Below are 25,176 nucleotides of genomic sequence, written 5' to 3' on the forward strand. Positions count from 1 at the left end.
CAGGTCGAGATTGCTATGAGCGCTCGATGAGCACGCAGCGATGATTACCGCAAGGTAGCGACGGTCCGTGGACGTTTCCCCGGGCCGAGTAGGGAGTGCAGTGGCAAAGGTCCGGGTGTACGAGCTCGCCAAGGAGTTCGGTGTTGAGAGCAAGGCCGTCATGGCCAAGCTCAACGAGATGGGCGAGTTCGTCCGTTCGGCGTCCTCGACGATCGAGGCGCCGGTAGTACGCAGACTTAAAGAAGCATTCGGTGGCGGGCCGGCCAAGTCGTCCGCCGACAGAAGAGGATCGGCTCCGGTTCCGAAGCCGGGTCCGCGCAGGCCCGTTCCGGGTCCGAAGCCGGCCGCACCGCGGCAGGAACAGCAGCCGCGCCAAGAGCAGCAGCCTCGCCAGGAGCAGCAGCCTCGCCAGGAGCAGCAGTCCCGGCAGGATCTGAAGCCCGAGTTCAAGCCGGAGGCGGCGCGCCCCGAGGCGCCGTCCGCCCCTCAGGCTCCGAAGCCGGGTCCCCGTCAGCCCGCGCCGCGTCCCGCGACGCCCCGGCCCGGCCCCGCCCAGCAGGGCGGCGGCGGTGCTCCCGGGCCCAGGCCCGGTCCCCGTCCGGCGCCTGCGGCCGGTCGTCCCGGCTCCGCGCCGAAGCCCGGTCCGCGTCCCAGTGGCGCGGGCGGTCCCGGCGGTTCCGGTGGCACGGGCGGTCCCGGTGGGCAGCGTCCGGCCGCGCCCGGCCAGCGTCCCGGCGGCGGTCGCCCGCGTCCGGGCAACAACCCGTTCTCTTCGACCAACACCGGCATGGGTTCGGCCAAGCCGGGTCCGCGCCCGGGTCCCCCCGGCCAGCGCGGCGACCGCCCCGCGGGTCCGCGCGGCGACCGTCCGGGCGGGCCTCGTGGTGACCGTCCCGGCGGCGCGCCTCGTGGCGACCGTCCGGCGGGCGCCCCGCCGCGTCCGGCGCCGCCCGGCGGCCGTCCGGGTGCTCCCGGTGCGGGCGGTCCCCGTCCGAATCCGGGCAGCATGCCGCCCCGGCCGGGAGGCCCGCGGCCCAGCCCGATGAACATGCCGTCCCGTCCGCAGCGTGACACGGGTGGCCCCGGCGGCCCGGGTGGTCGCGGTCGTCCCGGTGGTGGCGGCGGCGGTGGCCGTCCCGGTGGTGGCGGCGGTCGTCCCGGCGGTGCCGGTCGTCCCGGTGGTGGCGGCGGCGGCTTCGGCGGCCCGGCCGGTGCCGGCGGCGGTGGCCGTCCGGGTGGCGGCGGCGGCTTCGGCGGCCCGCGCCCCGGTGGCGGCGGTCGCGGCCGTGGTGGCACGCAGGGCGCGTTCGGCCGTCCGGGCGGGCGTCCCGCACGCGGTCGCAAGTCCAAGAAGCAGCGGCGTCAAGAGTTCGACAACATGCAGGCGCCGGCGATCGGCGGCGTGCGTGTTCCCCGTGGTAACGGCAAGACCATCCGGCTGCCGCAAGGCGCCTCGCTGACCGACTTCGCCGAGAAGATCGGCGCCAACCCGGCGTCGCTCGTCGAGGTGATGCTGCACCTCGGTGAGATGGTGACGGCGACCCAGTCGGTCAACGAGGAGACGCTGCAGGTCCTCGGCACCGAGCTGGACTACGACGTCCAGGTCGTCAGCCCGGAGGACGAGGACCGCGAGCTGCTCGAGTCCTTCGACATCGAGTTCGGCGAGGACGAGGGCGGCGAGGAGAGCCTCGTCTCCCGGCCGCCGGTGGTCACCGTCATGGGCCACGTCGACCACGGTAAGACGAAGCTGCTCGACGCCATCCGCAACGCCAACGTGGTGGCCGGCGAGGCCGGCGGCATCACCCAGCACATCGGCGCCTACCAGGTCGCGACCGAGGTCGACGGCGAGGAGCGCAAGATCACCTTCATCGACACCCCGGGTCACGAGGCGTTCACCGCCATGCGTGCCCGTGGTGCCGAGACGACCGACCTGGTCGTCCTGGTGGTCGCCGCCGACGACGGGGTGAAGCCGCAGACCACCGAGGCCATCGACCACGCGAACGCGGCCGGTGTGCCGATCGTCGTCGCGGTCAACAAGGTGGACAAGGAGGGGGCGGACCCGCAGCGGGTGCGTGCCCAGCTCACCGAGTACGGCCTCGTCGCCGAGGAGTTCGGTGGCCAGACGCAGTTCGTCGACATCTCGGCGAAGCAGCGGCTGGGCATCGAGGACCTGCTCGAGGCGGTCGTGCTGACCGCCGACGCCGAGCTCGACCTGCGGGCCAACCCGGCCCAGGACGCGCAGGGCGTCGCGATCGAGGCGCACCTCGACAAGGGCCGCGGTTCCGTGGCGACCGTGCTCGTGCAGCGCGGCACGCTGCGGGTCGGCGACTCGATCGTCTGTGGTGAGGCCTTCGGCCGCGTCCGGGCGATGCTCGACGAGAACGGCAACAACGTCGATGAGGCGCTGCCGTCCCGTCCGGTCCTGGTGCTGGGCCTGTCGGCCACGCCGGGCGCCGGCGACAACTTCATCGTCGTCGACGACGACCGGATGGCCCGGCAGATCGCCGACCGCCGTCAGGCCCGCAAGCGCAACGCCGAGCTGCTCCGCAGCCGCGGCCGTCGCACCCTCGAGGAGCTGTTCAAGGACCTCGAGAAGGGCGAGGTGCAGGAGCTGCTGCTCGTCGTCAAGGGCGACGTGTCCGGTTCGGTGGAGGCCCTGGAGGACGCGCTCCTCAAGATCGACGTCGGCGACGAGGTCGGTCTGCGCGTCATCCGCCGCGGTGTCGGTGCGATCACCCAGGACGACGTGAACCTCGCGCTCACGTCCCAGGGCACGGTCATCATCGGCTTCAACGTCCGTCCCGAGCGCAACGCTCAGGAGCTGGCGGACCGCGAGGGCGTCGACATCCGCTACTACTCGGTCATCTACCAGGCGATCGAAGAGGTCGAGGCGGCCCTCAAGGGCATGCTCAAGCCCGAGTTCGAGGAGGCCCAGCTCGGCACGGCGGAGATCCGCGAGATCTTCAAGGTGCCGCGCATCGGCAACGTCGCGGGCTCGATGGTCCAGTCCGGCACGATCAACCGCAACAGCAAGGCGCGTCTGATCCGCGACGGCGTGGTGGTCGCCGACAACCTCACGGTGTCCTCGCTCCGCCGGTTCAAGGACGACGCGACCGAGGTCCGCGAGGGCTTCGAGTGCGGTATCGGGGTCGGCTACGGCGACATCAAGATCGGCGACATCATCGAGACCTTCGAGATGCGGGAGAAGCCGCGAGTCTGATCCAGACCCGAAGGCCCTGAGACGGCCGACCCGGCGTGGGTGGCGTGCGGCTCTGTCGCACGCCACCTAGGCCTGTCTCGAAGTCCCGCGCGCTGCGGACGGGGACCTCGAGACGGGTCCTGGCTGTCGGTCCGTTCCCCTAGGGTGATGATGCGGATGACCGGAACGGATCGCGCGGGGTGACCGTTGTGTATGTGGGATCGCTGACTCTGGACCTGTTGCTCGGCGACGTACGCTCGCTGAAGCAGAAGCGTTCCGTCGTCCGCCCGATCGTCGCCGAGGTACGGCGCCGGTTCCCGGCGGTGGCGGCGGCCGAGACCGGTCACCTCGACCTGCATCGGCGGGCGGAGATCGGTGTCGCGGTCGTGTCCGACACGGCGGGCAACTGCGTCGAGGTGCTCGAGGCCTGCGAGCGTCTCATCGCCGGGCGACCGGAGATCGAGCTCCTGTCCACCAGGCAGCGGCTCTTCAACGAAGAAGAGGCGTGATCGAGGCCCGCGAGGCATCGGCGAGGACACGTACCGGCCGCCCCCAGCGGCCGAACGACAATGGAGGAACTGTGACCGACCCCGCGCGGGCCCGAAAGCTCGCCGATCGCATTCAGCAGATCGTCGCGGAGATGCTGGAGCGGCGGATCAAGGATCCGCGGCTCGGTTTCGTGACCGTGACGGACACCAGGCTGACCAACGACCTGCGGGACGCGACGGTCTACTACACCGTGTACGGCAGTGACGCCGAGCGCGCCGACAGCGCCGCGGCGCTGGAGAGCGCCAAGGGCGTCATCCGCTCGGAGGTGGGCAAGCGCACCGGCGTGCGGCACACGCCCAGCCTGACCTTCGTGCCGGACGCGCTGCCGGAGAACGCCCGCCAGATCGACGACCTGCTCGCCAAGGCGCGCGCCGCCGACGAGCGGGTGGCCAAGGCGGCCGAGAACGCCCGGCCCGCGGGTGACGCCAACCCGTACCGGGAGACGCTGATCTCCGGCGATGTTGACGAAACCGACAGCGACGGCGGCGACGACGCGGGATACTCCCGGTCGTGAGCTCCGCGCCGGGTAAGGTCCCAGCCATCGCCGCCGACGAGTGGGCCAGGGCGGTCGACGCGATCCAGCGGGCCGACGAGGTCTGCCTCGCCTGCCACGTCTGCCCGGACGGCGACGCGCTGGGTTCGATGCTGGCGTTCGCGCAGGCGCTGCGCGTGCTGGGCAAGGCGTTCACGGCCTCGTTCGGTGACGCGTTCGTCGTACCGCGGATCCTGCGCTTCCTGCCCGGCCTCGACCTGCTCACCGACCCGGCCGACTTCCCCGCCGAGCCGGACGTGATGATCACGTTCGACGCGGCGAGCAGCGACCGCCTCGGCACGCTCGCCGCCAACGCGGGCAAGGCCGGGGAGCTGATCGTCATGGACCATCACGCGTCCAACACGCGGTTCGGCACCACGCACCTGGTCGACCCCGGCGCGGCGGCCACGGCCGTGGTCGCCGAGCACCTCATCGACCTGCTCGGGGTGCCGCTCACCCACGACATCGCGCTGGACCTGTACGTCGGGCTGGTCACCGACACCGGCTCGTTCAAGTACCGCTCCACGACGCCGGAGGTCCACGCCCTCGCGCAGCGGCTGATGGCGACGGGCATCCGGCCCGAGCGGGTCGCCCGCGAGGTGTGGGACCGCGCGCCGTTCGGCTACCTGCCCGTGCTGGCGGCCGCGCTGGGCCGGGCCCGGTTGGAGCCGGACGTCGCGAACGGGCTGGGCCTGGTCTGGACGACCGTGACCCGCGCCGACCGCGCCGCCCACGACCTCCCGTACGACCTGCTGGAAGGCGTCATCGACGTCGTCCGCCGGACGGACGAGGCGGAGGTCGCCGTCGTCTTCAAGGAGGACGACGAGGGCGCCTGGCAGGTGTCGACGCGGTCCAAGGGCCGCATCGACGTCGGATCGGCCTGCGTGGCCCTCGGTGGCGGTGGCCACCGGATGGCGGCGGGATTCACCCTGCACGGCGAGGTGGAGCCGGCCGTCGAGCGGCTGCGCGACCTCCTGACCGAGAACGAGGTAGCGGCACGCCCATGAACGGACTTGTCATCGTCGACAAGCCGGCCGGCTGGACCTCCCACGACGTCGTGGGCAAGATGCGCCGGCTGGCGGGCACCCGCCGCGTAGGACACGCCGGCACGCTCGACCCCATGGCGACCGGTGTCCTGGTCATCGGGGTGGAGAAGGCCACCCGGCTGCTCGGGCACCTGGCACTGACCGAGAAGACGTACGAGGCGGTCATCCGGCTCGGGCAGTCGACCAACACCGACGACGCCGAGGGCGAACTCACCGCCGCGGCCTCCGCGGCGGAGGTGACCGAGGACGCCGTGCGCAACGCCGTCGTCGACCTGACCGGGCCGATCGAGCAGATCCCCCCGCAGGTCAGCGCGATAAAGGTGAACGGCAAGCGCGCCTACAAGCGGGCCCGCGCCGGCGAGGAGGTCGAGCTCAAGCCGCGGCCCGTCACCGTGTACGAGTTCGGGATCGGCGAGCTGCGCCCCGAGGGCGACCTGCTGGACGTCCCCGCGACGATCACCTGCTCGAGCGGCACCTACATCCGGGCGCTGGCCCGCGACCTGGGGACGGCCCTGGGGGTCGGCGGCCACCTGACCGCGCTGCGCCGCACCCGCGTCGGCCCGTACGACCTGTCGATGGCGCACACGGTGGACCAGCTCGCCGAGAAGCTCACCATGCTGCCGATGGAGGAGGCCGTGGCCGCCGCGTTCCCGCGGATGGACGTCTCCGAGGACGACGCGCGCAAGGTCGCGCACGGCGGCACGCTGGCCGCCACCGGGCTCGGCCAGGGCCCGATCGGGGTCTTCGCCCCCGACGGAACCCTGCTGGCCCTCGTCGAGGAGCACGGCCCGGTCGCCAAGCCCCTCGCCGTCTTCGTGTCCTGACCCGGCGCGCCGTCCGGTCACGTCGCGCGCACCGCGAGGCGGACCTCAGTCGGCGGTGCGGCGGCGGGCGCGGTAGGCGGCGACGTTCGTACGGTTCGCGCAGGCGTCGGAGCAGAAGCGCCGCCGTCCGCCCCGCGAGTCGTCGGCGTACACCCGGTCGCAGTCCGCGGCCGCGCACACGCCGATCCGGTCGAGGCCGTGGTCGCACAGCAGCTCGGCGAGGTTCATCAGCGTCGTCGCGCGGACCCGGTGCGCCAGCTCGACCTCGGGCGGCGCGTAGTGGACGTGCAGCCCCAGCTCGTCGTGGTCGGCCAGGTGCGGGTGCATCGGCACGTCCGACAGCAGCCCGTTGAGCAGCGTGACGGCCGTGTCGAGGCTCTCGGCCTCGAAGAAGGGACGCAGCGCCCGGGCCCAGGGCCGCAATGCCGCCGCGGTCGCCGGGGTGAAGCGCTGCACGAAGAATCCGTGCTCGGCGAGGACCGCCCGCAGCGCGTCGTCGCCGGCGTCCCCGTCATGGCTCGTGACCGCGTTGACGAGCGCGGCGGCGGCGCCGACGCCATGGCTCTTGTAGCCCGTAATCCGCATTGCCGCATTTTCCCGTATATGAGAAGCTGTAAGCGTCTTCTCAATCTAAAGGCTTACACGACGCGACGCATAGGTGGAATCCCTCGTGAGCGAGTGCCCGACCTGCGGCTGGCCCGGCTCGGACGTGTGCGAGGTGCTGTCCCGGCACCTCACATCGGAAGGCGTCGTGACCTACAGCCGGTGCGTCTGCGGCGAGGTCCAGGTCCGCCTGCGCCCGTACGCGGCCGATCGTCCGGTCTAGGCGAGCGTCTTCAGCCGCGGCCAGAGCCGGTCCCAGGACACGCGCTGACCCCGGCAGATCCAGATCGGCCGGCCCTGCTCCTCGTTGTGGATCCCCACGCCGTCGTCCACGCGCCCGGCGACCTGGACGTCCGACCAGTACGGGGTGAGCTGGTCGCGGGACGCCCGCACGACGATCACCGGAGCACCGTCGTCCGCCGGCCGGCCGAGGTACCACATCCCGTTGTGGCCGCTGTAGGCCTTCGGAAGGCCGTACGCCGCGCCGTACCGGTCGATCGCCCCGGCGACGCCGTAGTCGCCCGCCAGGATGACGTAGCCCGGGCGGTACACCTTGGCGACCGCCGCCGTGAGCTCCGGCCAGCCGACGGTCTCGCGGGCGTCGTAACCGATCGCCGCCTCCGGCGTCGCGTGCAGGGTCCGCAACGGATAGACCGGCAGCAGCAGGCCGACGGTCGTGAGCGCCACGACGCCGAACATCACCCACCGAAGCCGCCACCGCTCGGCCACCTGCGCGCCGGCGGCCCACAGCGCCGGGTACGCGCCCATCATGTAGTAGTGCTTCCCGCCGGTGATCAGGAAGACGACGAGTAGCGCGGCGTACGCCCAGACGAACAGGCGCCATGGCCCGTGCCACAGCCGTACGAGCCCGGCGATCCAGATCGGCGCCGTGAAGACGCCCGTGTCGATCACCTGCCAGGGCAGGAAGCCCGGCCGGCCGCCGTCGGTGCCCTTGGCCGCGATGACCCGGCCCATCTCGAGCTGCGGCCAGCCGTGCCGGGCCTGCCACCACAGGCCCGGCAGCGCGGCGAGCACGGCGACCGCCGCGCCGGCGTAGAGCAGCGGGCGGCGCAGCAGCTCCCGGGGACCGGCCAGCAGCACCCCGACGGCCAGCGCGGCGAGGAAGAACACGATCAGGAACTTGATCTGCAGCGCGACGGCGGCGACGAGGCCGACGCCGAGCAGCAGGCGGTCGTCCCGGACCCGTACCCAGCGGGTCACCAGGAAGGTCACCGCGGTCCAGGCCACGATGTCGAAGATGGTCGGCTGCATGAGGTGCCCACCGACCGCCAAGGCGGGCGTGACCGCCCAGGCCAGCGCGGCGACCGTCTGGGCGCGCCGACCGCCGCCCATCTCCCGGGCGATCAGCGCGGTCAGTACGACGCCCGCCATGAACGCCAGCGTCGCGGGCAGGCGCAGGAGCATCAGCGAGCCTCCGGCGACCGCGGCGTACAGCGGGACCAGCGGCGGCTGGTCCGGGTACCCCCACGCCGGATGGGCGCCGATGACGCGGAAGTAGAGTTCGTCGCGGTGATAGCCGTACCGGGCGCTCAGCGCGGTCAGTACGACGCCGGCCGCGATGCCGACCGTCAAGACGGGTCTCCAGGCGAGGGGCATGGCCTGATCATGAGTCGAAACCGATCCGCTGTCACCGGTGTGGCAGGCTTTAGACGACCGCGAAAGGGGTGGGCAGGTGCGACGCTGGCATGGCCTCGACGAGGTTCCCGCCGACTGGGGCAGGTCCGTCGTCACCATCGGGGTGTTCGACGGGGTGCACCGGGGACACCAGCGCATCGTCGCCCGGGCCTCGGAGTTCGCGCGCGAGCTGGGACTGCCCTCGGTGGTGATCACGTTCGATCCGCATCCGGACGAGGTCGTCCGGCCCGGCACGCACCCGCCGCTGCTGTGCTCGCCGAAGCGGCGCGCCGAGCTGCTCGCGGGCCTCGGGGCCGACGCCGTGATGATCCTGCCGTTCACGCTGGAGCTGTCCCGGATGGGGCCCGACGAGTTCGTCCAGTCGGTCCTCGTCGACCGGCTGCACGCGGCCCGCGTCGTCGTGGGGGAGGACTTCCGCTTCGGCCACAAGGCGCGCGGTGACGTCGCCCTGCTGCGGGAGCTGGGCGACAAGTACGACTTCGAGGCGGAGGGCGTCCCGCTGGTCGCCAACGGCGAGCCGATCTCCTCGACCCGGATCCGCGAGCGGCTCTCCGCCGGAGACGTCGACGGCGCGGCGCAGCTGCTCGGCCGCCCGCACCGGGTGGAGGGCGTCGTCGTACGCGGGGCGCGGCGCGGCCGTGAGCTGGGCTTCCCGACCGCGAACCTGGAGACGCCGTCGCACACGGCCATCCCCAGCGACGGGGTGTACGCCGGCTACCTGAACTGCGCCGGCTACGGGCGGGCGCGAAACGACGACTCGGCCGGGTTCCCGGACGCCTGCTGGCCGGCGGCGATCTCCATCGGCACGAACCCGACGTTCGAGGGTCAGGAGCGCACGGTCGAGGCGTACGCCCTGGATCGCGACGACCTCGACCTGTACGGCGAGCACGTGAGCGTCGACTTCGCGGTCCGGCTGCGGGACACGCTGAAGTTCGATTCGATCGAATCCCTCATCGACCAGATGCGCCGCGACGTCGAACGCGCCCGGGAGATCACCGGTTCCTGACCGGGCGGAGGCGTCGGGGGAACATCCCGGCGGACACCCGCGTTAGCTTGGTAATGGGCTGCCCGGCATGACGTGGTACCGTGATTTGCCGCTGGGGAAGTGACCGGCAGTAGTCGGCTGCCCCCGCGCAGGGCGATACGGCTCGACCCGAGTCGTGGCCCCTCCACTCGGGAGACTGTGGGTACGCATGGTTCCCGGGTGCGTTCCAAATGATCGCGTACCCGAACGAGAAGGAGAGCCGTGTCGTTGGACACCGCCACCAAGAAGCAGATCATGGCCGAGTACGCCACCGTCGAGGGTGACACCGGGTCGCCCGAGGTTCAGGTAGCGCTGCTCACCAAGCGGATCAACGAGCTCACCGAGCACCTGAAGACGCACAAGCACGACCACCACAGCCGTCGTGGCCTGCTTCTGATGGTCGGCCGCCGCCGCCGTCTTCTGGGATACCTGCAGAAGAAGGACATCAACCGGTACCGGCAGCTGATCGAGCGCCTCGGCCTCCGCCGATAGCGTCCGGGAGGGAGCGGCCATGCCGCTCCCTCTCTTCGTATAACTCCACAGACCCGCGCGGCCGCCCCTACGGTGCGTCGGGGGCCGGTCCTCGGTAGTGGCCCTCGGATCGAGACGGATCCGACGGCTTCGATCGAAGACCGGCACCTCTTACCAGAGCGCTGCACCTCCGGGTACGCGTGCGGGTTCACCCAAAACCCGAGGAGGTTTCACATCGTGGATGGTGTGAAGAGCGCCGAAGCCGTCATCGACAACGGCAAGTTCGGCGAACGCAAGATCCGATTCGAAACGGGCCGACTCGCCCGTCAGGCGTCCGGTTCGGCCGTCGCCTACCTCGACGACGAGACGATGGTGCTGTCCGCCACCACCGCGTCGAAGAAGCCGAAGGAGAACCTCGACTTCTTCCCGCTCACCGTCGACGTCGAGGAGCGCATGTACGCCGCCGGGCGCATCCCCGGCTCGTTCTTCCGCCGCGAGGGCCGGCCGAGCGAGGACGCCGTCCTCACCTGCCGGCTGATCGACCGGCCGCTGCGCCCCTCGTTCAAGAAGGGCCTGCGCAACGAGATCCAGGTCGTCGAGACGATCCTGGCCCTGCACCCGGATCACCTGTACGACGTCGTCGCGATCAACGCCGCGTCCATGTCGACGCAGCTCGCGGGCCTGCCGTTCTCCGGCCCGATCGGCGGCGTGCGCGTCGCGCTGATCGAGGGCCAGTGGGTGGCGTTCCCGACCCACTCGGAGCTGGAGAACGCCACGTTCGACATGGTCGTCGCGGGCCGCGTGCTCGAGGACGGCGACGTCGCGATCATGATGGTCGAGGCCGAGTCGACCCCCGGCACGCTCAAGCTCATCGCCGACGGCGCCGTCGCGCCGACCGAGGAGACGGTCGCGGAGGGCCTGGAGGCCGCCAAGCCGTTCATCAAGGTGCTCTGCCAGGCGCAGAGCCGGCTCGCCGAGGAGGCGGCCAAGGAGACGGCCGAGTACCCGATCTTCCTGGACTACCAGGATGACGTGTACGCCGCCGTGGAGGCCGCGGTCCGCACCGAGCTGGCCCAGGCGCTGACGATCGCCGGCAAGCAGGAGCGCGAGAACGAGCTCGACCGCGTCAAGGCCCTGGCGGCCGAGAAGGTCGGCCCGGACTTCGTCGAGCGCGAGAAGGAGATCGGCGCCGCGTTCCGCGCGCTGACCAAGAAGCTGGTGCGCGAGCGGGTCATCACGGAGCAGGTCCGCATCGACGGCCGTGGCGTGAAGGACATCCGCCAGCTGACCGCCGAGGTCGGCGTCGTGCCGCGCGTGCACGGCTCGGCGCTGTTCGAGCGCGGCGAGACCCAGATCCTGGGCGTGACGACGCTGAACATGCTCCGCATGGAGCAGATGATCGACACGCTCAACCCCGATCGCACCAAGCGCTACATGCACAACTACAACTTCCCGCCGTACTCCACCGGGGAGACCGGCCGCGTCGGCTCGCCGAAGCGGCGCGAGATCGGGCACGGCGCCCTCGCCGAGCGCGCCCTGATCCCGGTGCTGCCGACCCGCGAGGAGTTCCCGTACGCCATCCGGCAGGTCTCGGAGGCGGTCGGCTCGAACGGCTCCACCTCCATGGGCTCCGTCTGCGCCAGCACGATGTCGCTGCTGTCGGCCGGCGTGCCGCTCAAGCAGATGGTCGCCGGCATCGCGATGGGCCTGATCAACGAGGGTGACGAGTACGTCACGCTGACCGACATCCTCGGTGCCGAGGACGCCTTCGGCGACATGGACTTCAAGGTCGCCGGTACCCGTGACGTGATCACCGCGCTGCAGCTCGACACCAAGCTCGACGGCATCCCGGCGAACGTCCTGGCCGCCGCGCTCAAGCAGGCCAAGGGCGCCCGGCTGGCGATCCTCGACGTCATGCAGGAGGCCATCGAGGCCCCCGGCGAGATGAGCCCGCACGCGCCGCGGATCATCACGATCAAGGTCCCGGTCGACAAGATCGGCGAGGTCATCGGCCCCAAGGGCAAGATGATCAACTCGATCCAGGACGACACCGGCGCCGAGATCACCATCGAGGACGACGGCACGATCTACGTCGGCGCCACCGACGGCCCGTCCGCTGAGGCCGCGCGGCAGGCGATCAACTCGATCGCCAACCCGCACATGCCGGAGGTCGGCGAGCGCTACCTCGGCACCGTGGTGAAGACCACCACGTTCGGCGCCTTCGTGTCGCTGCTGCCCGGCAAGGACGGCCTGCTGCACATCTCCCAGATCCGCAAGCTGCACGGTGGCGGCCGGATCGAGAACATCGACGACGTCATCAAGGTCGCCGACAAGATCCAGGTCGAGGTCACCGAGATCGACCCCCGCGGCAAGCTGTCGCTGGTGCCGGTCGAGGTGGTCGAGCGGGAGGCCGCGGCCGCGGAGGCCGGCGGCGCCGGTGACGAGGCGGCGGCCCCGTCGTCCGACGACGCCGAGACCGCCCAGGCCGAGCGTCCGGAGCGCCGCGAGAGCCGCGACGGGGGTGAGCGCCCCCGCCGGCGTCGTACCCGCAGCGGCGGCGGCAGCGGCCGCGGCGACAGCGACCGCAACTCATGACGCTCCTCGCGAGGGAACAGGAACCCGGTTCCACCTTCGTCGTTCACCCCGGCGCCGACGGCGCCGGGGTGGTCCGGCGGACGGTCCTGCCGGGCGGGCTGCGCGTCGTCACCGAGACCGTGCCCACCGTGCGTTCGGTGGCCTTCGGCATCTGGGCCGGGGTCGGGTCGCGTGACGAGTCGATCGAGGACGCCGGCGCGAGCCACTACCTCGAGCACCTGCTCTTCAAGGGCACCCGCAAGCGCACCGCGCTGGAGATCTCCTCGCTGATGGACGCGGCGGGCGGCGAGATGAACGCCTTCACCGCCAAGGAGTACACCTGCTACTACGCGCGGGTGCTCGACTCCGACATGCCGCTGGCCATCGACGTCGTCTCCGACATGGTGACGGACTCCCTCATCGAGCCGCAGGACGTCGACGCCGAGCGCGGGGTGATCCTCGAAGAGATCGCCATGCACGACGACGACCCCACCGACGCCGTGCACGACGAGTTCTCCGCCGCGCTGTTCGGCGACACCCCGCTGGGGCGGCCGATCCTCGGCACGGTCGAGTCGATCAGCAGCATCGGCCGGGACCGCATCGCGCGGTACTACCGGGACCGCTACGTCCCGCAGAACCTCGTCGTCGCGGCCGCCGGAAACGTCGACCACGACGAGGTCGTGCGCCTGGTCGAGACGGCGTTCGCGGGCGTGCTCGGCGACGCCGCGCAACTGCCCAGCGCTCCGCGGATCGGCGGCCCCGGCGCGTCCCCCACGTCGGGCGTACGCTCGATCGTCCGCTCGACCGAGCAGGCGAACCTCATCCTCGGCACGGTCGGGATCACCCGCGTCGACGAGCGTCGGTTCGCTCTCGGCGTGCTGAACGCCGCGCTCGGCGGCGGGATGTCCTCCCGCCTGTTCCAGGAGATCCGGGAGAAGCGCGGGCTCGCGTACTCGGTGTACAGCTACAACTCCCAGTACGCCGACACCGGCATCTTCGGGGTGTACGCCGGGTGCCTGCCGGCCAAGGTCGACGAGGTCCTCGAGATCTGCCGCGACGAGGTCGCCAAGGTGGCCGAGCACGGCATCACCGAGGAGGAGCTCGAACGCGGCAAGGGCCAGCTGCGCGGATCGTTCGTGCTGGGCCTGGAGGACACCGGGTCGCGGATGAGCCGCATCGGCAAGAGCGAGCTGGTCTACGACAGCCTGCTCTCGGTCGACGACATCCTGGGCCGCATCGAGGCCGTCACGCTGGACGACGTCCGTACGGTCGGCCGCGAGATCCTGGGCCGCCCGATGACGATGACCGCCATCGGGCCGTTCGAGGGCCGCGACTTCACGCTCTGACACACGTTTTCGAGGGGGGTTCTGAGGCTGCGACGGCCTCAGGACCCCTCTCTGGCGTTCGCCTGATGACTTGTCCTGGCGAGCGCCCGGCCGCAAAGGATCTTACGATCGCCGAGCGGCGGCAGAACGGCGGAGAGGAACGGCAGCGTGCCCGGTCTGGACGAGAAACTGCTTGAGATCTACGACGAGGTGTTGCGCCGCAACCCCGGCGAGGACGAATTCCACCAGGCAGTGCACGAGGTCCTGACCAGCCTCGGTCCGGTCGTCGCCAAGCATCCCGAGTACGCCGCGCGGCCGTGATCCGCCGGCTGTGCGAACCCGAGCGGCAGATCATCTTCCGCGTTCCGTGGGTCGACGACACCGGCGTGGTGCAGATCAACCGGGGCTTCCGGGTGGAGTTCAACTCCGCGCTCGGCCCGTACAAGGGTGGCCTGCGCTTCCACCCCAGCGTCTACCTCGGCATCATCAAGTTCCTCGGTTACGAGCAGATCTTCAAGAACGCCCTCACGGGCATGCCGATCGGTGGTGGCAAGGGAGGCTCGGACTTCGATCCGAAGGGCCGCTCCAACGGCGAGATCACGCGGTTCTGCCAGGCCTTCATGACCGAGCTCTACCGGCACCTCGGCGAGTACGCCGACGTTCCCGCGGGCGACATCGGAGTCGGTGGCCGCGAGATCGGTTACCTGTTCGGCCAGTACGAGCGGATCACCAACCGCTATGAGTCCGGTGTCCTCACCGGCAAGGGCCTGAGCTGGGGCGGTTCCCAGGTACGCACCGAGGCCACCGGCTATCTCCAACCCTGACGCGGCCCACGGGTCCCTCATCCGGCTCCCGGATGGGGGACCCGTGGCCTGTCCCCGGCCCGGGCCGGAACGCGGTCGTCCGGGGCTCGGCGATAGGCTCGGCTGCGCAACCGGACCGGGAGGACGTCGTGATCAAAGTCGGGGTGCTGGGGGCGCGTGGGCGCGTCGGGGCCGAGCTGTGCCGGGCGGTCGAGGCCGCGGAGGACCTGGAGCTGGTCGCGGCGGTGGACGCCGGTGACGACCGGGCACCCCTCCAGGCCGCCGAGGTCGCCATCGACTTCACCCATCCCGACGCGGTCATGGACAACCTGCGCTGGCTCATCGAGAACGGCGTGCACGCCGTCGTGGGCACCACCGGGTTCGACGACGAGCGGCTCGCGACGGTGCGCGGCCGGCTCGCGGAGCGGCCCGGTACGAACGTCCTGATCGCTCCCAACTTCGCCGTCGGCGCGGTGCTGATGATGAGCTTCGCGCAGAAGGCCGCGCCGTTCTTCGACTCGGTGGAGATCGTCGAGCTGCACCACCCGCACAAGGCGGACGCCCCGAGCGGCACGGCCCGGCGCACCGCCGAGCTGATCACGGCCGCGCGGGAGAAGGCCGGCGTGGGCCCCTCTCCGGACGCGACCACGACCGGTCTCGACGGAGCGCGCGGCGCCGACGTGGACGGCGTCCACGTGCACGCCGTCCGCCTTGCCGGGCTGATCGCGCACCAGGAGGTGCTGCTGGGCGGGCACGGGGAGACGCTGACGATCCGGCACGACTCGCTCAGCCGCGAGTCGTTCAGCCCCGGCGTGCTGCTCGCCGTCCGCCGTGTCGCCGAACTGCCCGGCCTCACGATCGGAATCGAGTCGCTGCTCGGCCTCTAGGCGTTGAGGCGGGTCAGCAGGGTCGCGACCAGGGTCTGGACCGACTCGCGGGAGCCGCGCCGGAGGTAGGCGCGGACGCGGCCCAGCACGTCGATGCGCGTCCCGTGGCCCAGGCCCGCCCGCAGGTGCAGGGGACCGGAGCGGCCCGGGGGCCCGAACCACCAGGCGGCCTCACGGGTGTGCCGCCGCAGCACCTCGCCCGCGTACGCCCCGGCGAGCACGATCAGGTCCCCGTCGGAGAACTTCTCGTCCTCGTCGTCGGCGCGCAGGCCGTGCAGGCGCCGCCGCTCCTCCAGCGCGTCGTCCAGGAGTACGAGCGACTCGACCGAGCCGTCCAGCCCGTGCCGGGCGGCGAACTCGGCCGCGTTCGCGCCCTGCAGGGCGCCCAGGTCCGGTGTGCCGTCGAGCAGGTTGGGATGGCGGGCCGGGCGTCCGGTGGCCGGGCGGGGGCGCAGGGGACTGCCGATCGTCGCCGCTATGTCGCGGTCCCACAGGAACTGCAGCACGCTCTCGGGCGGCTGGCCGGTGCTGTGCACCAGAACGGTGGAGCGGTGTCCCTCGCTGCCGAGCCGCTCGGCGTGCGCCAGTGCGCCCGCCACCTTGATCATCAGCTGGACGTACTCCAGTGCCTCACGGTCCGGCGCCCAGTCGTCCGCCACGAGCCACAGCCCCTGGTCGCCGCCGGGGGGACCTGTTACGAGGTCGGCGCTGTCGAGGTCGGCGAGGCCCACAGGATGAACTCCGTACGGGGGAAGTGTTCGCTGCGGCGAACATTGTCGCGCCGTTGGGCATCCGGTGCACTTCGACCCGCCGTGCACCGGGGACTCAGGCGGCCCGGGAGGTCCGCCGCCGCACCGTTTCACCGCGAACGCGGCAGGGTAGGCGGTCAACGAGATGGACGAGTTGGTAGGAGAGGTCCTCTCGCAGGTGCTGAACCGCTCCCACCTGCTACGGCCGGGCACGACCGCGCAGATCATCGCCGAGGAGGGACGCCCGCTCGGCGTCCGGGACGCGACGATCTACCTCGCCGATCTGGAGCAGGAGCACCTGCGGCCGATACCGCGTGCGGACGGCCGGCTGGTGCCGGCCCTGCGGATCGACTCGACCGTCGCCGGGCGGAGCTACCGGGCCATCGAGATCCGGCGCGGCCCGACGGACGAGGACGGATCGCAACTGGTGTGGCTGCCGCTCATGGACGGCAGCGAACGGCTGGGCGTGCTGGAACTCCTCGTCGAGGACCTGAGCGAGGAGGCGCTGGACTGGTGCCGGGCGTTCGCCTCGCTGGCGGGCCTCCTGGTCGTCAGCAAGAGCCACTACAGCGACACCCACGCCCAGGTCCGGCGGAGCCAGAAGATGGCGCTGCAGGCCGAGATGGTGTGGGCGTTCATGGCCCCGCCGACCTTCGCCACCGAGGAGGTCGTCGTCGCCTGCGCGATCAGGCCGATCTACGGGGTCGGCGGAGACGCCTACGACTACTCGCTGGTCGGTGACCATCTGCACGTCTCGATCCTTGACGCGGTCGGGCACGACCTTCCGGCCGGGTTGATCGCCAGCGTCGCGCTGGCCAGCTGCCGCAACACCCGCCGCGCCGGCGGAGAGCTCGCCGACATGGTGGCGTACGCCGACCACGCGATCGCCAGCCAGTTCGGCACGTCCCGGTTCGCCACCGCGCTGCTGTGCGACCTCGACGTCGGCACCGGCCTGTTCAGGTGGGTTCCCTGTGGGCACCCGCCACCCCTGTTGATCCGGGGGAACAAGGTCATCAAGGAGCTCTTCCACCGGCCACGGCTGCCGCTCGGCCTGGTGAGCGACCGGGACGGGCCGGACCTCGACGAGAGTCCGCCCGTCTACACCGAGCAGCTCCAGCCGCAGGACCGGCTGCTGCTCTACACCGACGGCGTCGTCGAGGCGCGGGCGGCCGACGGCAGCCAGTTCGGCGTGCGGCGCCTCGGCGACTTCGTCATCCGCCACGGCGCGGCCGGCCTGCCCGCCCCCGAGACGCTGCGCCGCCTCAACCGCGCCATCCTCGACTTCCAGCACGGCCGGTTGGCCGACGACGCCACCACCGTGCTCGTGGAGTGGCGGCCCCAGAACCTGCGACCGAAGTACGCGTTCTGAGCCTCGGCCACGCGCTCAGCGGCCGGCGCGCAGGCCGGCGAACAGGTCCTCCTCGGGCAGCGTGACCTCGACGTGGGAGCGGGCCAGGTGGTAGTCCTCGGTGGGCCACACCAGGCGTTCGACGTCGCGGTCGTGCAGCATGAAACCGGCGTTCGGGTCGATCTGCGTGGCGTGCGCGAGCAGCGCCCGGTCCCGGACCGGGAAGTACTCCGCGCAGGGGACGCGCGCGGAGAACTCTGGCGCGGGGACGTCATCGGGGAACTCGGCCAGCACTTCGCGCATGCCGGAGTCGAGGCCGCGGGCGGTCATGGCGTCGTGCAGCGCCTGGAACCACGCCTTGGACAGGGCGCCGTGGTAGTAGAGCTTGGCGGGCCGCCACGGCGGCCCCGCCTCGGGGTGGCGGCCGGCGTCCCCGGCGGCGTCGAAGGCGGCCGCGGTGACCTCGTGCGTCCTGACATGGTCGGGGTGCGGGTAGCCGCCGGTCTCGTCGTAGGTCACGATCACGTGCGGGCGGAACTCGCGGATGAGCGCCACGAGCCGTCCGGTCGCCTCATCCAGCGGCGTGCGGGCGAAGCACCCGTCGGGCAGCGGCTCGCCGTCCGCGGGCAGCCCGGAGTCGACGAACCCCAGGAACCGCTGCCGGACACCGAGGATCCGCCGGGCGGCCGCCATCCGGCGCGCCGGATGGCGGCGAGGTTCTCCCGGACGCCGGGCCGGTCCATGGCGGGGTTGAGCACGTCGCCGCGTTCTCCTCCGGTGCAGGTGACCACCAGGACGTCCACGCCTTCGGCGGCGTACTTGGCCAGTGTCGCCGCGCCCTTGTTGGACTCGTCGTCGGGATGGGCGTGCACGCTCATCAGGCGAAGCGGTTCGCCGGGGGTGATGCGCAGATTCACAGCTGCCTTTCATCGGTGAAGTCCGCCAGGCGGCGGAGGAACGCGGTCGGGGTGGGAAGCGGCGGGCCGGCCGGAGGCGCCCACTCACCGGCCCGGGCCCACGCCCGCGCTCGGGAGCGCGGGCGTGAGGTCCGCGTCGGCGGGGACGCCGGGCGCGCCCGACGCCAGGAGCCGCAGCCTCGCCGGCACGGCCTCGACCTCTCCGGAGGCGGCAGGAACGTGCACGGCGCTCGCCTCAGCGGCCCTTCTTGCCACGCCGTGGCCGGGGCGGCACCGGCCGGTGGGCCGGGCGGATCCGACGGATCGGCCCGGCGTCCTGGGCGCGGCCCTTGCGGCGTCCTGCCGGAGGGGTGATGCGCATGTTCATACGTGCTCCTCTCGTTCGGTTGCGAGGTCGAACTTAGGTCGAACCTAAGTTTGTGTCAAGCATTAATTTAGAACGAGCCTATGAGAGGATGAGTGCCATGCCCGCAGGACTTCGTGAGCTGAAGAAGCAGCAGACCCGCCAGGCGATCTCCGACACCGCGACGCGGCTGTTCCTCGAGCGCGGCTTCGAGGCGGTGACCATCGCGGAGATCGCGGCCGCCGCCCAGGTGGCCAAGATGACCGTCACCAACTACTTCCCGCGCAAGGAGGACCTCGCCCTCGACTATCACGAGACCTTCACCGCCGCCCTGGCCCGCACCGTCGCCTCCCGGGCCGACGGCGAGTCCGCGCTGGCCGCGCTGCGCCGCGAGTTCCTGGCCGCGGTCGAACGGCACGACCCCGCGATCGGCTTCACCGGGCGGGACTTCGCCCGCATGATCGCCGACAGCCCCGGCCTGACCGCCCGGCTGCGCGAGCTGCACGACCAGCGCGAGGACGCCCTCGCTCGTACGCTCGCCGCCGAAACGTCGGCCGCTCCCGGCGACCTCACGCCCAGGGCCGCCGCCGCGCTGCTCACCGCCGCCCACCGCACCCTGTTCCAGCACGCCATGGACCTGGCTCTGGAGGGCCGGAGCGACCAGGAGATCGCCGCCGCCTTGACCCGCTCGGCCCGCCAGGTGTTCGGCCTGCTGGACGCCTCGCTGGCCGACTACGCGGTACGCGGCGAACGATCGTGAGGCGCGCGGAGGGCGGTCACGGCGTCGGGAAGCCGTACTTCCGCAGGATCGCGGTAGCGGTGGGGGAGCGCAGCCAGGCGACGAAAGCCTTCGCCGCCGCCTCGTGGTCGCTCGCGCGCAGCGCGGCGGCGAAGTAGGTCGCGGTGACGTTCTGCTGGGCCGGGATCGGCACGCTCGTCGCCGAGATGCCCGCCGACCTCATGTCGGTCACGTAGACGATCCCGGCGTCGGCCCGGCCCGTACGGACCCGGGTGAGCACGGTGCGCGCGTCGGCCTCCTCCGACCGCGGCCGTACGGTGACGCCCGCCTTGGCCAGGACCTGGGCCGCGTACCGTCCGACCGGCACGATCGGGCCGCCCAGGACCACGCGCAGCCGGCTGTCGGCGAGTGAGGCGAGTCCCTGGATGTGCTTCGGATTGCCGGGTGCCACGGCGATGGTCATGGAGTTGTAGGCGAACGCGCGACGGCCGGTGACCCTGTCGGCCACGGTGTCCATGGACGCCTGGTCCGCGGTGGCCAGCACGTCGGCGGGCTCCCGCTCCTCGACGTCCATCGCCAGATCCTGCGAGCCGGCGAACTCGAACCGCACGGTCACGTTCTTCGCCGCCGCGCCGTACGCCGTGCCGAGCTCCTCGAACGCTTCGGTCAGCGATGAGGCGGCCAGGACGGTCAGGTTGATCCGCTCGTCGCCGGAGGCGATGCCGCAGCCGGCCAGCGCCAGCGCGACCGCGGCCAGCGCGGCGACGCGTGGCATGGGGGGCATGCGCGCTACTTTAGGGCGACCCTTCCGCCATCACCGAAAACAACGCGCCGTCGGCGCAGATATCCGTGTGTCGCCGTCAGGCCGGATATGCGTGCGTCTCGGTGGCCTTCACCGCGGCCCATACGCGATCCCCCTCGGCGAGGCGAAGCTCGGCGAGCGCCGCGGGCGTCACGTCGGCGGCCGCGGGAACGGGTCCCTCCAGGTGGATCCGGATCTGGTCGGCGTGCGGTTCGAACCCGCCGACCGTCGCCTCCCAGAGGTTGCGGGGGCTGCCGTCGGGGCGCGTACGGAAGAGGGCGACGGCCGACGGGGGGAAGGCCAGGAAGACGTCTCCGTCCAAGGCCTCGGCCGTGTTGAAGACGACGGTGTTCCCGGGGAGGGTGACGGAGTGGCCATGGGCCGTTCCCCGGTAGAGGTTGAGGCCGACGAGCCGGGCGACGTAGTCGGTGCGCGGGTGCCGGGCGACGTGTGCGGGCGTTCCCTCCTGCACGACGCCGCCGTTCTCGATGACCACGAGCCGGTCGGCCAGCGCCATGGCGTCGAGGGCGTCATGCGTGACCAGGACGGCGGCGCCGTCGAAGTCGGCGAGGTGGCGGCGCAGCCCGGCGCGCACCGTCAGGCGGGTATGGGCGTCCAGGGCGGACAGCGGCTCGTCGAGCAGCAGCAACCGGGGCCGTACGGCCAGGGCGCGGGCCAGCGCGACGCGCTGCGCCTGCCCGCCCGACAGCGTGCGGGGCCTGCGGGCCGCCTGGTCGGCGAGGCCCACCCGCTCCAGCCACTCGGCCGCGAGCCGGCGCGCCTCCCGTCGGCGGGCACCCTGGCAGCGCGGGCCGAACGCGACGTTCTCCAGGGCGGACAGGTGGGGGAAGAGGAGGTAGTCCTGGAAGACGACGCCGACGGCGCGGCGTTCGGCGGGCCGGTCGTGCCACTCCTCGCCGTCGACGCGGATGTGCCCCTCCGACAGCGGTGTCAGGCCGGCGAGCGCGCGCAGCGCGGTGGTCTTGCCCGCGCCGTTCGGGCCGAGCAGCGCCACGACCTCGCCCGGCGCGGCGGTGAGCGCCAGGTCGAGGGTGAAGGTCCCGCGCCGTACGACCAGCCGAGCGTCGATCACGACACCCATCGCCCCCGCAGGCCCGCCAGTACGACGACCGACACGGCCAGCAGCACGAGGCTGAGCACGATCGCGGACTGCGGGTCGTTCTCCAGCGCGAGGTAGACGGCGAGCGGCATGGTCTGCGTACGGCCCGGGAAGTTGCCGGCGAACGTGATGGTGGCGCCGAACTCACCGAGCGCCCGTGCCCAGCACAGCACCGCCCCGGCGCCGACCCCCGGCGCGATCAGGGGCAGCGTGACGCGCCGGAACGTCGTCCACCGCGAGGCGCCGAGCGTCGCCGCGGCGTCCTCGTAGCGCAGGTCGGCCGCGCGCACTGCGCCCTCCACGCTGATCACGAGAAACGGCAGGGCCACGAACGCCTCCGCCAGCACCACGCCCGCGGTCGTGAAGGGCAGCGTCACGCCGAACCAGCGGTCCAGCCAGCGCCCAACGAGGCCGTTGCGGCCCAGCGCCAGGAGCAGCGCCACGCCACCGACCACCGGGGGCAGGACCAGCGGCACGGTGACGAGGGCCCGCACCAGCCGCCGGCCGGGGAAGTCGATCCGGGCCAGCACCCAGGCCAGCGGAACTCCCACGAGCAGGCACAGCAGCGTGGCGAGCGTCGCGCTGACCAGCGACAGCCGCAGGGCGTCGAGGATCTCGGACCGGACCAGGCGCGTGCCGAGCGTCGACCACGGCGCGCGCACCAGCAGGCCCAGGAGGGGAAGGACGAGGAAGGCGAGCCCGATGAGGGCCGGAAGCACCAGCACCCAGGGCGCCCGCCGGTTCACGGCTTCTCGAACCCCGCCTGCTGCAGCGTCGCCTGGCCCTGCGTGGAGAGCACCGACTGAACGAACTCCCCGGCCAGGCCGGGCTGCGGCGCCTTGGTGAGCGCGGCGATCGGGTAGTCGTTGATCGCCTGGGCGGCCTCGGGGAAGTCGATGCCCTGGACCTGCCCGGCGGCCGCCTTGACGTCCGTCCGGTAGACCAGGGCGGCGTCCGCCTCGTTCAGCCGCACCTTGGTGAGGGCGGCCTTGACGTCCTGCTCCTGGGAGACCGGCTTCACGGTGAGCTTGGCGGCCGCGAGGGCCTTGAGCGCCGCCGCGCCGCAGGGCACCTGTGGGGCGCAGAGCACGACCTTCACCTTCGGGTCCGTCAGGTCCTTGAGCGACGTGACCTTGCCGGAGGAGCCCTTCGGGACCGCGATCTCCAGGCGGTTGCGCGCGAACACGCGCGGCGTCGACGCCCGGCCCGCGTCGGTGACCTGCTTCATCGTGGCGGGGCTGGCCGCGGCGAAGACGTCCGCGGGGGCGCCCTGGTCGATCTGCTGGGCCAGGGCCGAACTGCCGCCGAAGTTGAACTTCACCCGGACGCCGGGATGGCTCGACTCGAACGCCTTGCCCAGGGAGGTGAACGACTCGGTCAGGGAGGCCGCGGCGAAGACCACGACCGTCCGCGTGGCGGCCTTGTCGCCGGAGTCCTTCTTGACCCCCTTGTCGCCGCAGCCGGCCGCGAGGGCGGCCGCGAGCCCGACGATCGAGGCGGTCCGGAGGGTGGTGCGATGACCGATCATGAAGGCAACTCCACGACGACGTTGGTGGACTTGATGACCCCCACGGCGACCACGCCGGGCTCCAGGCCGAGCTCGTCGGCCGCCTCCCGGCTCATGAGGGAGACGACGCGGAACGGCCCGGCCTGGATCTCGACCTGTGCCATGACGCCGTCGCGGACGACCTCGGTGACGATGCCGCGCAGCCGGTTGCGGGCCGAGGACGGCGCCGTGCCGCCCCGATCGGCGGGGGAGCGGACGAAGGCCGCCAGGTCCGCCCCCGAGACGATCCGGTGGCCCTGCTCGTCCCGTCGGGCGGGCAGTTTCTCCGAGTCGATCCACCGTCGCACCGTGTCGGCGCTGACGCCGAGCAGGGACGCGACCTCACTGATCCGGAACGCCGTCACGCGGATCAGTGTAACCATCGCGGATGCGGGCAACCGAGCCGATATCCCGTGTCGGATGCGAGGGGATACGTCCGTTGTGCCTCGCGGTCGCGTGCTCAGACGGTGGTGACCACCTGGTCGTACTCCAGCCGCGGGTTGCGCGGGAACCAGGCGTCGGGGCCGGGCCTGCCGATGTTGACGACGGCGAGCACCTGGTGGCCGCCCTCGGGGAAGAACTCCTTGGCGACTCCTTCGGCGTCGAAGCCCGCCATCGGCCCGGCCGCCAGGCCGGCGGCGCGAACGCCGACGATGAAGTAGCCCACCTGGATCGCGCCGTTGAACGCCGCCATCCTGGCGCGGACCTCGGGCGCGCCGTGCAGGTCGTCCCGGGCGCCGGGGCGGTGCGGGAAGACGGTCGGCAGGTGCTCGTGGAAGTCGCTGTCGGCCGCGAGGACCGCCACCAGCGGCGCGGCCGCGGTCTTGGCCTTGTTGCCCTCCGCCATGTGCGCGACGAGGCGCTCACGGGCCTCCGGGGACCGGACCAGGACCACGCGCAGCGGCTGGATGTTCATCGCCGTGGGCGCCCACTTGACGAGGTCGTAGATGGCGCGCACCTGTTCCTCCGAGACCGGCTCGTCGGTGAAGGTGTTCGCCGTACGGGCCGTACGGAACAGGATGTCCTGAGCGGTGGGGTCGATGCTCAGCGAGTCGCTCACGGTGACTCCTCTTCGGGTCGTCTCCGGTGGTCGCTCCACCGGCAACGGTTGTGAACGCTAATTGAAACTTCAATCATCCCGAAGGGGAAGTGATCCGGCTCACGTCCCCGAGACCGTCAGAGAGCGGGCCCGGGGACGACCGTCAGAGGGCCGGGCCGAGGACGACTCCTACAGAGCCAGGCCGAGGGTGAACAGCGCGCCGAAGATGATCTGCAGCCGGCCGGTCTCGCCGAGCACGGCGATCAGCGCCGGGCCCTTCGCGCCGCGCAGCACCTTGGCGTTCGGCGCGATCGCCCACAGCGCCGACAACAGCGTGATCATCGCCCACGGCCGGGAGACCGCGACCGCCAGCACGCACAGGAACGCCGCGACGAAGCAGCCGCTGTACAGCACCCGCGTGCGCCGGTCACCGAGCAGGACCGCGAGCGTGCGCTTGCCGGACTTGGCATCGGTGGGGATGTCGCGCAGGTTGTTGACGACCAGCATCGAGCACGACAGCAGCCCGACCGGGATCGAGGCCACCCACGCCGCCCACGGCAGGCTCTCCAGCTGCACGTACGCCGTGCCGACCACCGAGACGAGGCCGAAGAAGACGAAGACCGACAGCTCGCCCAGCGCGCGGTAGCCGTACGGGCGGGAGCCCCCGGTGTAGAACCAGGCGGCCGCGATCGCCACCGCGCCGATCAGCACCAGCCACCAGGTCGTGACCGCCGCGAGGACCAGACCGGCCACCGCGGCGAGCGCGAAGCAGCCGAAGGCCGCAGCCAGGACCTGCTTCGGCGGCGCGACCTTCGAGCCGACCAGCCGCATGGGACCGACGCGGACCTCGTCGGTGCCGCGGATCCCGTCGCTGTAGTCGTTGGCGTAGTTCACCCCGATCTGCAGCAGCATGGCGACCACCAGCGCCAGCAGCGCGCGCCACCAGACGAAGTGGCCGTAGCCGATCGCTACGCCGGTACCGACGGCGACGGGGACGATGGAGTTGGGGAGGGTTCGGGGCCGCGAGCCGGCGACCCACTGGGAGAGGGTCGCCACTATCGCCCTTCCTCGAAGCCGATG

The 25,176-nt window shown here is 71.8% G+C and carries 25 protein-coding genes and 2 pseudogenes; 14 read left to right on the forward strand and 13 right to left on the reverse strand.

Annotation, left to right across the window (positions count from 1 at the left end; translation table 11 throughout):
- Positions 1-100: 100 nt before the first annotated feature.
- The 5 genes from infB (at position 101) to truB (ending at position 6,150) form a co-directional block, all read left to right on the forward strand.
- On the forward strand, positions 101-3,220 hold the full coding sequence (gene infB / locus ABD978_RS29550) for a translation initiation factor IF-2 (protein ID WP_345361844.1): 3,120 nt from the start codon (positions 101-103) through the stop codon (positions 3,218-3,220).
- 188 nt (positions 3,221-3,408) lie between these two features.
- Entirely contained in the window at positions 3,409-3,708 is a 300-nt protein-coding gene (locus tag ABD978_RS29555) for a DUF503 domain-containing protein (RefSeq protein ID WP_345362488.1), read from the forward strand.
- Between the two features lie 71 nt (positions 3,709-3,779).
- Positions 3,780-4,262 carry a 30S ribosome-binding factor RbfA gene (gene rbfA, locus ABD978_RS29560; RefSeq protein ID WP_345361847.1) on the forward strand — a complete coding sequence of 161 codons (483 nt, stop codon included), beginning with the start codon at positions 3,780-3,782 and terminating at the stop codon, positions 4,260-4,262.
- Positions 4,259-5,287 carry a DHH family phosphoesterase gene (locus tag ABD978_RS29565; protein WP_345361850.1) on the forward strand — a complete coding sequence of 343 codons (1,029 nt, stop codon included), beginning with the start codon at positions 4,259-4,261 and terminating at the stop codon, positions 5,285-5,287. The genes rbfA and ABD978_RS29565 overlap by 4 nt, the downstream gene beginning before the upstream one ends.
- Positions 5,284-6,150 (forward strand): tRNA pseudouridine(55) synthase TruB, encoded by an 867-nt coding sequence (gene truB, locus ABD978_RS29570; RefSeq protein ID WP_345361853.1) that lies wholly within the window; start codon positions 5,284-5,286, stop codon positions 6,148-6,150. The genes ABD978_RS29565 and truB overlap by 4 nt, the downstream gene beginning before the upstream one ends.
- A gap of 45 nt (positions 6,151-6,195) precedes the next feature.
- Here the strand turns inward: truB and ABD978_RS29575 are convergent, their stop codons facing one another.
- The gene (locus ABD978_RS29575; protein WP_345361856.1) at positions 6,196-6,735 is read right to left on the reverse strand and encodes a CGNR zinc finger domain-containing protein; all 540 of its coding nucleotides are present in this window, start codon (positions 6,733-6,735) and stop codon (positions 6,196-6,198) included.
- Between the two features lie 85 nt (positions 6,736-6,820).
- On the opposite strand from ABD978_RS29575, the gene ABD978_RS29580 reads away from it, so the two are divergent.
- Positions 6,821-6,976 (forward strand): hypothetical protein, encoded by a 156-nt coding sequence (locus ABD978_RS29580; RefSeq protein ID WP_345361859.1) that lies wholly within the window; start codon positions 6,821-6,823, stop codon positions 6,974-6,976.
- Here the strand turns inward: ABD978_RS29580 and ABD978_RS29585 are convergent.
- The gene (locus ABD978_RS29585; RefSeq protein WP_345361862.1) at positions 6,973-8,346 is read right to left on the reverse strand and encodes an ArnT family glycosyltransferase; all 1,374 of its coding nucleotides are present in this window, start codon (positions 8,344-8,346) and stop codon (positions 6,973-6,975) included. The two genes, ABD978_RS29580 and ABD978_RS29585, sit on opposite strands and share 4 nt — an antisense overlap.
- A 100-nt stretch (positions 8,347-8,446) precedes the next feature.
- Between ABD978_RS29585 and ABD978_RS29590 the strand changes: the two genes are divergently transcribed.
- The 6 genes and pseudogenes from ABD978_RS29590 (at position 8,447) to dapB (ending at position 15,493) form a co-directional block, all read left to right on the forward strand.
- A complete protein-coding gene (locus ABD978_RS29590; RefSeq protein ID WP_345361865.1) occupies positions 8,447-9,415 on the forward strand; it encodes a bifunctional riboflavin kinase/FAD synthetase in 969 nt (322 codons plus the stop codon).
- Between the two features lie 240 nt (positions 9,416-9,655).
- On the forward strand, positions 9,656-9,925 hold the full coding sequence (gene rpsO, locus ABD978_RS29595; protein WP_252776688.1) for a 30S ribosomal protein S15: 270 nt from the start codon (positions 9,656-9,658) through the stop codon (positions 9,923-9,925).
- Between the two features lie 216 nt (positions 9,926-10,141).
- The gene (locus ABD978_RS29600) at positions 10,142-12,499 is read left to right on the forward strand and encodes a polyribonucleotide nucleotidyltransferase (RefSeq protein ID WP_345361873.1); all 2,358 of its coding nucleotides are present in this window, start codon (positions 10,142-10,144) and stop codon (positions 12,497-12,499) included.
- Complete coding sequence (locus ABD978_RS29605; RefSeq protein WP_345361876.1) at positions 12,496-13,824, forward strand: M16 family metallopeptidase; 1,329 nt, start codon at positions 12,496-12,498, stop codon at positions 13,822-13,824. The genes ABD978_RS29600 and ABD978_RS29605 overlap by 4 nt, the downstream gene beginning before the upstream one ends.
- Positions 13,825-13,971: 147 nt before the next feature.
- Positions 13,972-14,615, forward strand: a pseudogene (locus ABD978_RS29610) (Glu/Leu/Phe/Val dehydrogenase dimerization domain-containing protein); the annotation flags it as partial.
- A 140-nt stretch (positions 14,616-14,755) separates the two neighbouring features.
- Positions 14,756-15,493 carry a 4-hydroxy-tetrahydrodipicolinate reductase gene (gene dapB, locus ABD978_RS29615; RefSeq protein WP_345361879.1) on the forward strand — a complete coding sequence of 246 codons (738 nt, stop codon included), beginning with the start codon at positions 14,756-14,758 and terminating at the stop codon, positions 15,491-15,493.
- On the opposite strand, the gene ABD978_RS29620 is transcribed toward dapB, so the two are convergent.
- A complete protein-coding gene (locus tag ABD978_RS29620; protein ID WP_345361882.1) occupies positions 15,490-16,224 on the reverse strand; it encodes a hypothetical protein in 735 nt (244 codons plus the stop codon). The genes dapB and ABD978_RS29620 overlap by 4 nt on opposite strands.
- Positions 16,225-16,387: 163 nt before the next feature.
- Here ABD978_RS29620 and ABD978_RS29625 point away from each other — a divergent pair, with 163 nt between their 5' ends.
- The gene (locus tag ABD978_RS29625; RefSeq protein ID WP_345361885.1) at positions 16,388-17,611 is read left to right on the forward strand and encodes a PP2C family protein-serine/threonine phosphatase; all 1,224 of its coding nucleotides are present in this window, start codon (positions 16,388-16,390) and stop codon (positions 17,609-17,611) included.
- A gap of 15 nt (positions 17,612-17,626) precedes the next feature.
- Here ABD978_RS29625 and mca read toward each other — a convergent pair.
- The 3 genes and pseudogenes from mca to ABD978_RS29640 form a co-directional block, all read right to left on the reverse strand.
- Positions 17,627-18,468 (reverse strand): annotated as a pseudogene (mca, locus tag ABD978_RS29630) (mycothiol conjugate amidase Mca).
- Between the two features lie 123 nt (positions 18,469-18,591).
- Positions 18,592-18,732, reverse strand: coding sequence for a hypothetical protein (locus ABD978_RS29635; protein WP_345361888.1), 141 nt, complete (start codon positions 18,730-18,732; stop codon positions 18,592-18,594).
- Positions 18,733-18,742: 10 nt separating this feature from the next.
- Positions 18,743-18,874 (reverse strand): hypothetical protein, encoded by a 132-nt coding sequence (locus tag ABD978_RS29640; RefSeq protein WP_345361891.1) that lies wholly within the window; start codon positions 18,872-18,874, stop codon positions 18,743-18,745.
- Between the two features lie 97 nt (positions 18,875-18,971).
- Between ABD978_RS29640 and ABD978_RS29645 the strand changes: the two genes are divergently transcribed.
- Positions 18,972-19,610: a TetR/AcrR family transcriptional regulator gene (locus ABD978_RS29645; RefSeq protein WP_345361893.1), complete on the forward strand. Its 639-nt coding sequence runs from the start codon at positions 18,972-18,974 to the stop codon at positions 19,608-19,610.
- Between the two features lie 16 nt (positions 19,611-19,626).
- On the opposite strand, the gene modA (ABD978_RS29650) is transcribed toward ABD978_RS29645, so the two are convergent.
- The 7 genes from modA (ABD978_RS29650) to ABD978_RS29680 form a co-directional block, all read right to left on the reverse strand.
- On the reverse strand, positions 19,627-20,373 hold the full coding sequence (modA, locus tag ABD978_RS29650) for a molybdate ABC transporter substrate-binding protein (protein WP_345361896.1): 747 nt from the start codon (positions 20,371-20,373) through the stop codon (positions 19,627-19,629).
- Positions 20,374-20,449: 76 nt separating this feature from the next.
- The gene (locus ABD978_RS29655; RefSeq protein WP_345361899.1) at positions 20,450-21,493 is read right to left on the reverse strand and encodes an ABC transporter ATP-binding protein; all 1,044 of its coding nucleotides are present in this window, start codon (positions 21,491-21,493) and stop codon (positions 20,450-20,452) included.
- Positions 21,481-22,257 carry a molybdate ABC transporter permease subunit gene (gene modB, locus ABD978_RS29660; RefSeq protein ID WP_345361902.1) on the reverse strand — a complete coding sequence of 259 codons (777 nt, stop codon included), beginning with the start codon at positions 22,255-22,257 and terminating at the stop codon, positions 21,481-21,483. The genes ABD978_RS29655 and modB overlap by 13 nt, the downstream gene beginning before the upstream one ends.
- A complete protein-coding gene (gene modA, locus ABD978_RS29665; protein WP_345361905.1) occupies positions 22,254-23,039 on the reverse strand; it encodes a molybdate ABC transporter substrate-binding protein in 786 nt (261 codons plus the stop codon). Before modA (ABD978_RS29665) ends, modB begins: the two co-directional genes overlap by 4 nt.
- Positions 23,036-23,422 (reverse strand): TOBE domain-containing protein, encoded by a 387-nt coding sequence (locus ABD978_RS29670; RefSeq protein WP_345361908.1) that lies wholly within the window; start codon positions 23,420-23,422, stop codon positions 23,036-23,038. Before ABD978_RS29670 ends, modA (ABD978_RS29665) begins: the two co-directional genes overlap by 4 nt.
- Before the next feature lie 95 nt (positions 23,423-23,517).
- Positions 23,518-24,117 carry a malonic semialdehyde reductase gene (locus ABD978_RS29675; protein ID WP_345361911.1) on the reverse strand — a complete coding sequence of 200 codons (600 nt, stop codon included), beginning with the start codon at positions 24,115-24,117 and terminating at the stop codon, positions 23,518-23,520.
- 168 nt (positions 24,118-24,285) lie between these two features.
- Entirely contained in the window at positions 24,286-25,152 is an 867-nt protein-coding gene (locus tag ABD978_RS29680) for a 1,4-dihydroxy-2-naphthoate polyprenyltransferase (RefSeq protein ID WP_345361914.1), read from the reverse strand.
- Positions 25,153-25,176: the final 24 nt, after the last annotated feature.

Source organism: Actinoallomurus liliacearum (assembly GCF_039542035.1).
GTDB lineage: Bacteria > Actinomycetota > Actinomycetes > Streptosporangiales > Streptosporangiaceae > Actinoallomurus > Actinoallomurus liliacearum.